Annotated in this window: 9 protein-coding genes and 1 pseudogene; 7 read left to right on the forward strand and 3 right to left on the reverse strand. The window is 55.8% G+C overall.

Translation table 11 applies throughout. The annotated features are described in order from the left end of the window. Positions 1 to 11 precede the first annotated feature (11 nt). The 5 genes from AMK02_RS24080 (at position 12) to AMK02_RS24100 (ending at position 8438) form a co-directional block, all read left to right on the forward strand. Complete coding sequence (locus AMK02_RS24080; RefSeq protein WP_004671505.1) at positions 12 to 323, forward strand: putative quinol monooxygenase; 312 nt, start codon at positions 12 to 14, stop codon at positions 321 to 323. 63 nt (positions 324 to 386) lie between these two features. Then, positions 387 to 1652 carry an NAD(P)/FAD-dependent oxidoreductase gene (locus tag AMK02_RS24085; RefSeq protein ID WP_016737439.1) on the forward strand — a complete coding sequence of 422 codons (1266 nt, stop codon included), beginning with the start codon at positions 387 to 389 and terminating at the stop codon, positions 1650 to 1652. A 295-nt stretch (positions 1653 to 1947) separates the two neighbouring features. After that, positions 1948 to 2913, forward strand: a complete 966-nt coding sequence (locus tag AMK02_RS24090; protein WP_008534397.1) for a helix-turn-helix transcriptional regulator — start codon at positions 1948 to 1950, stop codon at positions 2911 to 2913. Positions 2914 to 3205: 292 nt separating this feature from the next. Continuing rightward, entirely contained in the window at positions 3206 to 5467 is a 2262-nt protein-coding gene (locus AMK02_RS24095) for a methyl-accepting chemotaxis protein (protein WP_016737440.1), read from the forward strand. 175 nt (positions 5468 to 5642) lie between these two features. Continuing rightward, entirely contained in the window at positions 5643 to 8438 is a 2796-nt protein-coding gene (locus AMK02_RS24100) for a sensor domain-containing protein (RefSeq protein ID WP_016737441.1), read from the forward strand. Positions 8439 to 9185: 747 nt separating this feature from the next. Here AMK02_RS24100 and groEL read toward each other — a convergent pair. Further along, positions 9186 to 9409 (reverse strand): annotated as a pseudogene (gene groEL, locus AMK02_RS32280) (chaperonin GroEL); the annotation flags it as partial. Between the two features lie 293 nt (positions 9410 to 9702). Here groEL and AMK02_RS24110 point away from each other — a divergent pair. Further along, positions 9703 to 10623 (forward strand): ArdC family protein, encoded by a 921-nt coding sequence (locus AMK02_RS24110; RefSeq protein WP_016737442.1) that lies wholly within the window; start codon positions 9703 to 9705, stop codon positions 10621 to 10623. A 110-nt stretch (positions 10624 to 10733) separates the two neighbouring features. On the opposite strand, the gene AMK02_RS24115 is transcribed toward AMK02_RS24110, so the two are convergent. After that, positions 10734 to 10916 (reverse strand): hypothetical protein, encoded by a 183-nt coding sequence (locus AMK02_RS24115; protein ID WP_016737443.1) that lies wholly within the window; start codon positions 10914 to 10916, stop codon positions 10734 to 10736. A gap of 768 nt (positions 10917 to 11684) precedes the next feature. Further along, complete coding sequence (locus AMK02_RS24120) at positions 11685 to 12056, reverse strand: hypothetical protein (RefSeq protein WP_007636193.1); 372 nt, start codon at positions 12054 to 12056, stop codon at positions 11685 to 11687. A gap of 98 nt (positions 12057 to 12154) precedes the next feature. Here AMK02_RS24120 and AMK02_RS24125 point away from each other — a divergent pair, with 98 nt between their 5' ends. Further along, on the forward strand, positions 12155 to 12691 hold the full coding sequence (locus AMK02_RS24125; RefSeq protein ID WP_016737444.1) for a hypothetical protein: 537 nt from the start codon (positions 12155 to 12157) through the stop codon (positions 12689 to 12691). Position 12692: the final 1 nt, after the last annotated feature.

Here is a 12692-nt window from a genome sequence, read left to right on the forward strand (position 1 = left end):
AGCCAGCGCAAATGACATCGAAGAAGTCAGAGGAACAGCACCTTGTCGTGGAATTCAAAACCACGTCCCAAAATCGAAATCGCGTAAAAGAACTCCTTCAGGAATTCATTGGACCCGCCCGCGAAGAGTCTGGTTGTCTCTACTACGACCTCTACCAGCGGTCGGACGATCCGAACACTTTCATCATCTTAGACGGCTGGCAGAATGAGGCGGCTGTCGTTGGCCATGGCGAACATCCTAATGTCAAGCGGGTGCTGGAGCCTCTTCTTCCACTGTTGGTGAGTCCACCGTCGATTAATGTAAATACCCGTATCAGCGACTGATCGGGCGCAATGGCCATTTCTACGAGGCGCGCGCCCCGAGCGCGCAGGTTTGAGGGAGACGAAATGGATACGCATCGAGTTGTCGTAGTCGGCGGTGGCTTTGCCGGACTCCAGTTAGCGAAGGACCTCAAGTGTCCCGACACTTCCATAACGATCGTCGACAGGCGCAACCATCACCTCTTTCAACCGCTCCTCTACCAAGTTGCCACGACTGTATTGGCAACCTCGGAGATAGCCTGGCCCATCAGAGCATTGTTCAGAGGACGAAAGGATGTATCGACGCTGCTGGGCGAGGTTGTTGGCGTTGATACCGAGGCACGCGTAGTATCGCTCAAGGATGGGAATGCTATTCCCTATGACACGCTCGTTCTCGCGACAGGTGCAAGGCACGCCTATTTTGGCCGGGACGAGTGGGAGCCGTTTGCGCCCGGGCTAAAGGCACTCGAAGACGCGACGACCATCCGGCGGCGGCTTCTTCTCGCGTTTGAGAAGGCCGAATTGGAGACTGATCCCGAACGGCGGAAGGCAATGCTCACGTTCAGCATAATCGGAGCAGGCCCGACAGGCGTGGAGATGGCTGGGATTATAGCGCAACTGGCCCAACGAACCCTTGTTGAGGAGTTCCGTAGCATCGACACCAGATCGGCGCGCATCCTTCTCATCGAGGCAGGTCCACGTGTCCTACCCGTGTTCCCGGAAGCACTTTCGAGATATGCCGAGCAGTCGCTAATCAAGATGGGCGTCGAAGTGAGAACAGGCATTCCCGTGACGGCATGCAACGAGAACGGCATCGCGATCGGAGATGAGTTCGTTTCAAGCCGGACCGTCATCTGGGCTGCGGGGGTGCAAGCGTCGAACGCCGCCGCCTGGGTCGGTGCTGAAAAGGACAGGGCGGGTAGGGCGGTCGTGCAGCCAGATCTGACTGTTGGCGGTAAGCCCGAGATTTTTATTATTGGAGATACTGCCTCCGTGAAGGCCGCTGATGGAACACCCGTCCCCGGAGTGGCTCCCGCCGCCAAACAGCAAGGCAAATATGTCGCTTCGGTAATTGAAGCACGACGTCTGGGTACACCCACTCCAAGTGCGTTCAGATATAGGCATCTGGGAAACCTGGCTACCATCGGGCCGAATTCGGCTGTTATCGACTTCGGGAAAATCCGGCTCAAGGGCGGAATTGCATGGTGGATTTGGGGGCTTGCCCATATCTACTTCCTGATAGGTACGAGGAGCAGATTGGCAGTGGGACTAAGCTGGCTATGGATCTTTGTTTCCGGCCATCACTCCGCACGTTTGATCACGCAAAAAGAAACCTTAAAGGATGAGGTTTAGTCGCTAGCGCGAGCACGCCCGAGTCTGCTGGGCCGTGAATGGAGACCATCAAAGGCCAGACATTTGGGAATCGGTTGCGAAGCGATGGTTGGCAGCAGGTAACAATTCTGTCGGAGTTCCATATATAACAATGATTGATCTTCGCACTATCAACTTAGGCGACTTCGACTGCGTCGAATTCACGGCGAGGACTGGCCGCGACAAGTCAATTGCCCTGTCCGCCTGTCGTTAGCGATAGGCGGGCCTCATGCTTGAATACCGTTTCGGGAAGAAGTGATGATGTGGAGAGTTGAGAGTGTCCCCCTCTAAGATTGACCATTTCTCGCTCAAAGGTACCTGCAGCGAGGAACTCGCGGCAGCGCTTTCGAGGCTTTCCCCGCAATCTGAAGCGCATGTACATGGCGATAAGACGATCGCCTACGATGTACATGCGATTACCAATGGTCCGATTGCGGTTATTGCCGCGCACTACGAGGGCGACCTAACGGTCCAGCACCGGGGACCGGCGGAGGCAAACATCATCATGCTTCCACTACATGGGCGATCGGTCGTTACCGTTGACGGCAGACAAATCCCGTCAGAGGGAACGCGGGGCGTTTTCGTGAACAGTATGTCGGCGAGTACGACCCAATTCATTGGGCCAAGGAAACATTTGGGGCTTAGGATCGCCCATGATGAGCTGACGCGCCGTTTGGGATGTCGGCTCAATACGCCAATAAGAGGCAGCCTCGATTTTTCGCCAGAAATCGACCTATCGGTCGGGTTCGGCTCCCTTTTGGTTCAACTGGTACCAGTGCTGTATGCTGGATTACGAGACGGAACCCTCCTTCAATCACCGATAGCACTTCATCACCTCACTGAAACGACGATGGAGCTTTTGATCGAAGCTGCGCAGCATCGCTACTCATCTGAGTTATGCCGCGTTGCTGAATCACCCTTACCCAAGGCCGTTAAGCGGGCGGTCGACTATATGCGTGCCAATATTACTCGGCCGCTATCTCTTGAGGAAATCGCAACGGCTTGTGGCGTAAGCCGACGCACTCTTCAAAGCGGTTTTCGCAACTTTCGGAATACGACCCCTCTGGCATTCCTGCAGCACCTACGGTTGGAATTAGTGCATCAGGAACTGATGACAGGCGAACCTGGCCTCTCGGTCACGCAGGTCGCTCTGAAATGGGGCTTCGTGCATAGAGGCAGATTTTCTGCGGACTATCGCAAGCGCTATGGGGTACTTCCCTCGGAAACATTGCGTATATCATAAGCAGATTGCGCCGACCGAGCTACGATCAGCCGGCACGCTCGACTGTCCTCAAGGCTTGTAGCAACAGCACTCTCCAGAAAATCCGACTGCCTCGGCCCAAGATCTGTCTTGCAGATGATCCCCTGAACGCGACGATGTTCCGATCTGCGCAACGCAGTTCAAGACCACTACAGGGGTTAATCTTATAGTAATTATGCCGAGGTCATCTCACACATAGCGGTCAATGTCGCAATGTTCTGGACCGCGTCGCTAATGGAAGCCGGTGTAATTTATAGTCGTCTATGAGGAACATATGTCGAGACTGCCGCTATCTCTACTTTTAATGATTTTGGCAATTATCCCGTTGACGGCGTTCGTAATCATCGGAGTATCAACATCACTGGGATATTACCGAGAATACTCTACCTTCCGCAGCGCACAAACAACGCAGCGACTTGGGCGGGAAGGCGGATTCCTCGCCCAAGCTATAGCGGCGGAAGCGTTTGCAGGCGCCGACGTGCGTCGGGCAAAGCAAGCTGCATCGGACAGGGCTTTTACAGCGGTCTTTTCCGCTTACGACTCTTGGAAAAAGGCATTCGACGATCCGGCCATAGAACGGGCGGTACAGATCATTCGTGAAAGGCGGGACAATATCGATAGCTTCCGCCGGCGCGTCGATGACGGAACGGCTAGCGAGGCGGAGGGAGCTGTTGCTTTGCGCCCAGCTGCCCTTGCGGGCTTGGAGCTCGTCCGTCGCACTGGGGCGACTGTCAATGATTTGGATTTAGCACGCCAAATTACCGGTTTTCACGCGCTCATGCAGATCACGGAAGCTAGTTTGCTGGAGATCAGGCCCGGCCGAGCCTACGTCAAAAATTCAGCCATGTCCGTCGATCTATTTTCGTCCCTCTTACAGTCAAAAAATCTAAAGCAGCTTTATGTGCCTGCGATGCAGGAATTTCTCCCCGCCGATCTCGTCAAATCTTATGACGACTTCGAGGCCAGCGCCGCAGGCAAGTTCATCGCGGGCGTTCGCGATCAGATGTATGCAAACCAGCCGGGCGTTTCCTTCCCCCCCGAGACGTTGGATCGATGGAATGAAATCACCCAACAGCGGGCTGCTTTGTTGACCGCACTCATTATGCGCACCGGCGACGAGTTGGACGAGATGGCATTTCAGCGTTACGCCGATCTTCGCAATGCCTTTATCGGCTACTCCGGCGCCACGCTTCTGATCATGTCTACGGTACTCATTTTGTGCATTTCGGTCGTTCGGAGAATTTCAAGCTCCATTCGGACTCTGACAAGCCGAATGAAGGCACTCGCAGAAGGCGATACGTCGGCGCCGGTGCCCTTGACAATCCGACGCGACGAGATCGGGGACATGGCGCGTTGCCTTGAGTTTTTCCGCGGCGCGGCCATACAGAAAAGTAACCTGGAGACATCCGCGGAAGCTGAGCGCATTCGTTCTGACCAAGAGAAGCTGGATATTCAGGTAAGAGCGGAAAAAGAAGCAGAAGAGCGCCTCATCCGAGCGACGACGGCATTGGCAACCGGGTTGAAGCGGATGGCGGATGGAGACTTGATTTATGAGATTGAGGAGCCGTTAGCGCCACAGTTTGAAAGTTTGCGCAGGGATTTCAACGCTTCCATTCGTCAGCTCCGGGACGTGCTTGTTACCGTCGGCCATTCAGTCGAAACGGTCACGAATGGCAGCTCGGGCGTCTCGGCCGCATCTGAAAATCTTTCAAGACGCACGGAGCAGCAGGCGGCTTCGCTCGAGGAAACTGCAGCGGCGTTGGAGGAGATAACCGTCAACGTTGCATCGACCACGAAGAGGACGGCTGAGGCGCGCGGAGCCGTCCAACAGATGCGAAATCATGCGGAAATGTCCGGTCGGGTTGTACGCGATGCTATCGGCGCCATGAATCGCATTGAAAACTCCTCCAAGCAGATTTCCCAGATCATCAGCGTCATCGACGCGATCGCCTTCCAAACGAACCTCCTGGCGCTGAACGCCGGCGTCGAAGCAGCGCGTGCTGGCGACGCGGGAAAAGGCTTTGCGGTTGTTGCCCAGGAGGTCAGGGAGCTTGCACAGCGCTCAGCGACAGCGGCAAAAGAAATCAAGGATCTCATCGGCAATTCAGCTCTTGCCGTCGACGAAGGCGTAAGGCTCGTGAGTGAAACCGGATCGGGCCTGAGAACGATTGAAGAGCTTGTGCAGGATGTAAATCTTCATATGGACGCAATCGCAACGGCCTCCCAGGAACAATCGTCGGGCCTGCGCGAGATCAACGGCGCGGTTAACCATATGGACCATGCCACTCAAGAAAATGCGAGCATGGTCGCGGAGATGAATACTGCAGGATCGCACCTCGCTCAAGAGAGCCAAAGCCTAGCCGCACTGTTGAAACATTTCCACTTCAAAGACGAGAGCGGGAAGCCACAGAAGGTCACGGGCGAACTTGGGAAGAGCTTCCCGCCCGGTCAGACAATGGTTGACCGCGGAGACTATCCGATGCGCCGTGGTAACCTGGTGCTCGCGCCTTCGAATGATGATTGGCAAGCGTTCTAAATGATATGGGCGGCGTCGCCGACCACATGCAAATACACGTCTTTGATGATTCTGAATGAGAGCGATATCCCGGTGGGGTAGCGGCATGGTACTCCGCCAAATGACTTGTGCGGTCCTAACAAAATGCTGGCTTGACGCATGATTGCTCAGCCACGTGACAAAGCAGGACAGGCACATGAAACACGTACGTCAATCGGAACGCACATCCCGCCCCGAACAGCCAGTGGAAGTGCAGATGCCGACTGATGCTCAAATCGACCAGGGGCGTGGAGCCTTCCGCAACGCGGTCAATGCCAGCCCTCCGCTTGCCACGGGCACGGCCCCGCCATTTTCGGAAGCCTCCGTTGTCCGGCCATCGCACGGTCACGACGCAGATGTCGCAAGTCTGAAGCAACCGTTTGAGAAGGCTTTCCGGGCGAATCCCCGGCATCCTGCGACAAACGTCGACTTGCCATTCAACACCGAAGAGATGTCCAGTGCCGTCGTACTCGACGCGATCCCGTTACCCGTCTTCTTCAAAAACAGAGATGGGATACACCTTGGTTGCAACAGGGCCTTCGAAAGCTTCTCCGGCCGCTCAAAGGGAGATATTATCGGAAAAACCGTTTTCGATTTGGTGCCCGCACCCATAGCCGAGACGTATGCCGCGTTGGACGAGGCGCTTTTTGCAAATGGCGGTGTTCAGCAATATGAAGCAAAGGCCACCACCGAGAATGGTGGTGTCGTTGATCTTTTACTCAGCAAGACCGCAATCACTGATATCGCTGGTAACAGGATCGGCTTGGTTGGCGCGATGTTGGACATCACAGAGCGAAAACGTGCGGAGCATGATCTCAAAGAGGCTCTTGAATTCGCAGAGGGAATTATTGCCGCCATTCCTGACGTTCTGTTCGAGGTAAATGCCGACGGTCGCTACCTGCAGGTCTGGGCAAGGAATCAGGAGATCCTGGCGCAGCGAAAAGAAGTGCTGCTCGGCAAGCTTGTCCGCGATGTGCTCCCTCCAGATCAGGCCGACATCGCTATGCTGGCTCTTGAAGAAGCCGATGAAACCGGCGCCTCCTACGGTCGTTGTGTCCGTATAGCCCTACCAAACGGCGAATCCCGTTGGTTTGAACTGTCGGTCGCAAGGCGACCAAGCAGCAATCACTCAACCGTCACTTTTCTGGTGTTATCTCGCGATATTACCGAACGAAAGCACGCCGAGGGCACGACTATTGAAGCTCGGGCTCGCCTCCTAAGTGTCCTGCAGACCATTCCGGATATGGTATGGCTGAAAGACGTAACAGGCAAATATCTGTTGTGCAATCATGCCTTCGAAGAATTGGTCGGCAAGGCAGAAGCGGAAATCGTCGGGAAAACGGATTATGACCTGTTTACTCCCGAACTCGCCCAGTTTTTTCGTGACAAGGATGAGGAGGCCATGCAAGCCGGCCGTATTCTCATCAATGAGGAACGGTTTACCGCTCACGAGGACGGTCGATCAACGCTTTTGGAGACTCGTAAGGTTCCGGTATTCACGGGGGGAAAGCTGATGGGGATCCTCGGCGTCGCCCGCGATATCACCGAACTGGACACGTCCCGTAAGAAAATCCATCAGATGGCATTCTACGATTCTCTGACCGGCCTGCCTAACCGGACACTTTTCAATGAACGGCTACGCGAGATGATCGGGGACGCGGCTTCGGCGGGCCAGCGAGCCGGGGTGATGCTGATCGACATGGACCATTTCAAGGCGATCAATGACACTATGGGACATCCCGTCGGTGACGAGTTGCTGCGGCAGGTGGCGACGCGCATGAAAAAAGGCGTCCGTGCCAGCGACACCGTGGCGAGACTCGGTGGAGATGAATTTGCAGTCTTGCTGCCCAATGTTCAGGACAATGACGATTTGGCTCAAATTGCCAGCAGAATGCTTGCCGCATTCGGCGAACGCTTCATGCTTTCCGACAGGGAGATCTTTGTATCCTGCAGCATCGGGATATCGGTATTTCCAAATGACGGCGACGCTCCCGACGATTTGGTGAAATATGCGGATTCTGCGATGTATTTGGCGAAGCGCTCGGGGCGTAGCAACTTCCGCTTCTACTCAAAGGATCTCACGATTGGGGCTGAAAAGCGCCTAGCGCTAGAATCAGACCTACGCCTAGCTTTGAAACATGAGCAACTTGAACTCCATTATCAGCCAAAGGTCCTATTGGACAACGGAAAGGTGATCGGTTCAGAAGCACTGCTACGATGGCATCATCCGAAGATGGGAATGATCCCTCCGGGAGAATTCATAGGTGTCGCCGAGGAAACGGGATTGATCATCGATCTTGGACGATGGGTGCTGCATGAGGCGTGTTGCACGGCTGCCGTCATGAATGCAGATGGACTGCCCCCGCACAAGATTGCGATAAATTTGTCTCCTAAGCAGTTTCAATGCCCGCGTTTGTCGCAAACGGTGGCGGACGTATTGCAGGAAACCGGTTGTCGTGCGGAGTGGATCGAGGTTGAAATAACTGAGAGTCTCCTGCTCCATAACTGCGAGGGCGTTTCGACGACACTCTCTCAATTGCATGCGAGCGGAATTTCCATAGCGATCGATGATTTCGGCACCGGCTACTCATCTCTGAGCTATTTGGCTAACTTTCCCATTGATACCCTCAAAATTGACCGGTCATTCATCAATCGATCCGACAAGCGAAGTAGAGAACTGGTCAAGGCAATTCTCTCAATTGCGCGCTGCCTAGGGCAAAATGTAGTCGCTGAGGGCGTGGAGACGGTCGATCAAGAAAAATTCTTGGCTGAAAGCGGCTGCGCTGTGGCACAGGGGTTCTACTATAGCAAGCCCATCCCGAAGTCCGAACTTCTCGCTGCAAACGCAGTGCTCGAGTTCTCTCGCGGTGATTCCCATCTTACGCCGATGCCCGAGGAAGGGGTGGCACTCATGCGCTTGCCTCCCGCATCTGTTGGGACCCGAACCGCGTGAAGCCTACGGCTAACAGCGCGCAGGATCCACGCCACCTGCGGCGCTGTTTATACCGCACTCATCCAACGGAAGCCCAAACTACTCTGGGCGATTGGATAAAACGCGGACCAATAGGAACTACTTAAAACTTCAGGTGCTTTGATGTTCCGAAATATGCAGGCCCTGTGCCGAATTGCGCGACGAAACATACGTTGACGTGTTTTCGCTTTCGATTGCCATTGCAAAGACTTGCCCAGTACAATCTACTATTCTGCGTCAATATCGTCAAAAGCATAACCGTGCAAAAGCTCATCCCATTTCCCCATCCGAATAGAAATTCTGCGGATTTGACAAGTTCAACTGCGAATTCGAATGGCTCCGGACATTTCGACATCATCCAATCGCTGAAATCGGAACTTCACGATTTGGCTAGTGCCGTAAATCAGTTGGAGGCGCTATGTGAGTCATACCGATCCCAAGCTGATACGTGCTCGCAACCTGACTGAACGACTGAGCGTCCGCGCTTGTCATCGTATTCCCTATGACCCTCTCTGGGCGTGGCGGCCAGTGGTTCGTTGAATCTTGCCAAACGTTCCCGGATCCCACCACTTCCCGAACACGGGAGCTTCAATTCGATCAACTCGAAACTTTCGGCCATTTGAACGGGTGGCGGAAAAAAACGCCAGCGATTGCGCCGTGATTTCGTAATGGTTCTGCCTATTTGCTGAAGGCGGTCGGCCGATTGGAATGCTCCATCAGACCTCAACTTACCGGCAGCAAGGACTGCAGGTTCGATAGCTTCTTTTCGTGGATGAGGATATACGGATCCTCGAACTCTACCCGCATCTTGTCCTGGTTGGCGACGAAGTAGGGGCTGAGGTACGGGTCGAATTGCATGCGCGCGAAGACTACGAGTTTGGTCTCGGCGGTCTTGGCTTCCTCGACGAAATGGCACTCTCGTTGCTAACCTTCTCCATTGCGTCGACGAGGAACGGGCGCGCAAGGTCGACGCCACGCTTCGGGTCCATCGATTCATCCCGGACGCTCCCGCCTTGCGTAATAGACTGGATTTTTCATTTCTGCCTGGGTTTCAAACCTGTCTCGCCGTGGTGTTGCTGCATCCGTCCTGCCCCGGCTTTTGGTCCTGCCAGGCTCGCGCTGCCCGCAACGGCTTTGCCGTCCTTCACTTCGTTGCGGCCCTGCGGGTGCTGGCCGCACTTGCAGCCTGGCTTTTGGACCGCCGTAGCAGGTCGCGATGGCCGCGACCTCGAACGGAGGTTCAGAGATGAACAGGCAGCAATCCAATCAACGATCCGATATCTACAGCCGCATCACCACCAAGATCATCGCCGATCTCAAACAGGGCGTCCGTCCATGGACCAAGCCATGGACGACGGGAGGCTGGACAGCCGAGGTCAGCCGGCCACTGCGCCACAATGGCCAACCCTACACCGGCATCAATGCTCTGCTCCTCTGGTCTGAAGCCATCGCCCGCGGCTTTGCATCACCAAGGTGGATGACGTTTCGCCAGGCAATCGAGCTCGGCGGCGCCGTCCGCAGGGGCGAAACCGGCACGACCGTCGTCTTCGCCAGCTCTTTCATCCGCGCCGAGACGACGGAGACAGGCGCCGAAATCGAACGCGACATCCCCTTCCTCAAAACCTACACCGTGTTCAACACCGACCAGATCACCGGCCTTGATGGCCTTGCCCATTCCATCGCGCCTGACCAGGATTGGATGAGCTGCATCGGTGCTGCCGGCCGCTTCTTTGCCAATACCGGCGCCCTGATCCGCCATGGAGGATCGGCGGCCTATTATGCTGCTGCCCGTGACTACATCCAGATGCCGTGCTTCGACGCCTTCCGGGACGATGCATCCTATGTCGCCGTTCTCAGTCACGAGATGACGCACTGGACCGCTGCACCGCGAAGGCTCGATCGGGATCTCAGCCGCTATGCGAAAGACAGGAGCGAACGCGCCCGCGAAGAGCTCATTGCCGAACTCGGCAGCTGCTTTCTCTGCGCCGATCTTGGTATCGTCCCCGAGCTCGAACCACGCCCCGACCATGCAAGCTATCTCGATGACTGGCTCAAGGTTCTCGGCAGCGACAAGCGTGCCATCTTTTCAGCGGCAGCTCATGCCCAGCGCGCGGTCGACTATCTGCATGACTTGCAGCCGGACCTCAACGAGGAGGAGGCGGCGTGAGCCGTCTCCTTCTTAGCCACCCGGACGCCGCCCACTGCCGCGACCCGACGGCCGCAAGCTCCTATCCCGCGAACCGGCGTCTAAAATCGTCAGGCATTGACCTCGCGCAGCTAGTGGGGCGTGTTCACCGGCATATTGAAGTGACGCGCGAAGTATTCCGACGGCGTCGTCATGCGGCCCGTGGTGAGAACCAGCGCATCCCCTCGACCGTCGATGCTGAAAATCACGCGACTGTGCAGGCTTGCAACCTCCTCCGGCAGATCCTCCCTTAGCATCGCGATGGCGGAAGCCATCGTCCGCCGAGGGCGAACGAGAACGATGTCCCGCGCGAACGAGTCGTCGTGCGTAGCATCGAGAGAAGCGTTGATGACAGCGGGTCGTCGGATGATCTATTTGGAACTAGCAAAAAATATTGCTTTGATAAATTTGCGCTGACAGCTTTGGCCGCGGCCTCAACACGAGCGGGTGCCTGCAGCCGCTGGCGCGCATTGGAAAGATGGAGGCGGACGGTTTGAATGGATAAGTTTCAGTCTCCTATGGATAGCACCGTCACTATCGCCGTCGGATAAAAGCTGCAAACAACGTCTTTCCTGTTTCGTCAGATCCTGCCTGGGATTAGCGATCTCTCCGTCCAAACGCGTTGGACCCGTTCATGAAATCTGTTTTCGCTTGGCGCGTAATGCCGGATAGACACTGGAGAGCCAACCATCGGCGCCCTCACCGGTAGGTCATGTTCCAGCCGAGTTCGCCGGTGCGCAACGCGCTCCATATGCTGAGCGGCGACGGAGATAGGGAACGCACGGGCGGGGGCAGTCGGTCCCGCCTCCCTTGACGGCCGCTATGCTGAGGCTCCTGCGGCTGCCCTTGTTCCGCCCTTAGCGTGACGAGAATTCCCGAAATCCGCCTGACGGCGCCGCTATGCTGATTTCTCCGATACTCTTCATTGTTTGATTGGAACCCGCCTGCGGGCGGGTTGCCCCATTATCCCTGATCGCTGCCGGCAACCATACGATCGGGACTGCCAGATGATTCGCATCTCACTCATTAAAGCCGAAAATCAGTCAGTTTAACCCCGCCTCCTGGCTGGTGCGGAAAGAGCTCAGCTTGCTCAGGAGGTCCTGAGAGATCTCGAATTGCCGCGCCGTTCCCCGGCCCATGGAGTTCTTCCCCATCGTCTCCACCAGCATTCCCCGCTTTACCAAAAGGTCGACCGTCTCCTTCACACCGCTGCGTGTTAGCTCGGTAATCTCAATTATATTAGAGAGGGTTAGCTTCTGATGGGCCTGAGTCATCGTATAGAGGATCGTCATCATGCCGATCTGCTTCAGCCTCGCCTGCGGGGTCTCGTCCTCCAGCGGATGGTCGAGGATCTCATGGAGAATAAGTCCCGAGAAGGCAAGGTTGTGCCATTGCGTTTTAATCGCGCTTGTCATGTCATTTAACTATGTTATATACGACAGTATGAACGCGGGCAGGCAGATTGGGTCTCCCGAAACGCAATAGGGCGCCATCGTCTCGAAGGATCCTGTTCATGAAAAGCCTTCTCCTGAATTCACTGCTTACGATCTGCTTCGTTGCGCCACCCTATCTTATTTTCGGCAGTAAAGCGCGGGCCGAGGATTGGGGATGCCAGGTTATCCTATGCCTTTCCAATCCCGGCGGGCCGACGCAATATGCCGAATGCCGGCCGCCGATCCAGAAGCTGTGGCGGGAGCTTGCCGAGGGGCACTCATTCCCGACCTGTAGCGGCGTCGGTTTTCAGAGTTCGGGGCCGGGCTATGAACCCTATTATTGCGATGCGGGGTACAAGCTCACGACTGATAGCGGTCGCGGCGGTCGGCAAGCAACCTGCGTGTCGACATCGCCGCAGCCGGTGAGCAACAGCCTCTGCTGGGATAGGAACGACTATACGTCCCGCGACAATTCGGTCCTGTCGCCACATTGGCAGCGCGTGGACGGGCACCGCCAGTGCATGGGCTATCCGACAAGTCGTCCGAATGTGCGATCGCAGCCGCACTATGTCGATGTCACCATCGACGGCGCCGGTAAACAGCGCGTTTGGTACTGAC

Source organism: Rhizobium sp. N731 (genome assembly GCF_001664145.1).
Lineage (GTDB): Bacteria > Pseudomonadota > Alphaproteobacteria > Rhizobiales > Rhizobiaceae > Rhizobium > Rhizobium esperanzae.

Coding starts and splice junctions, on each gene's coding strand:
- AMK02_RS24120 (WP_007636193.1), bottom strand. CDS start 12,056: ATGACAAGCGCGATTAAAACGCAATGGCACAACCTTGCCTTCTCGGGA.
- AMK02_RS24080 (WP_004671505.1), top strand. CDS start 12: ATGACATCGAAGAAGTCAGAGGAACAGCACCTTGTCGTGGAATTCAAA.
- AMK02_RS24085 (WP_016737439.1), top strand. CDS start 387: ATGGATACGCATCGAGTTGTCGTAGTCGGCGGTGGCTTTGCCGGACTC.
- AMK02_RS24095 (WP_016737440.1), top strand. CDS start 3,206: ATGTCGAGACTGCCGCTATCTCTACTTTTAATGATTTTGGCAATTATC.
- AMK02_RS24110 (WP_016737442.1), top strand. CDS start 9,703: ATGAACAGGCAGCAATCCAATCAACGATCCGATATCTACAGCCGCATC.
- AMK02_RS24100 (WP_016737441.1), top strand. CDS start 5,643: ATGAAACACGTACGTCAATCGGAACGCACATCCCGCCCCGAACAGCCA.
- AMK02_RS24125 (WP_016737444.1), top strand. CDS start 12,155: ATGAAAAGCCTTCTCCTGAATTCACTGCTTACGATCTGCTTCGTTGCG.
- AMK02_RS24115 (WP_016737443.1), bottom strand. CDS start 10,916: ATGGCTTCCGCCATCGCGATGCTAAGGGAGGATCTGCCGGAGGAGGTT.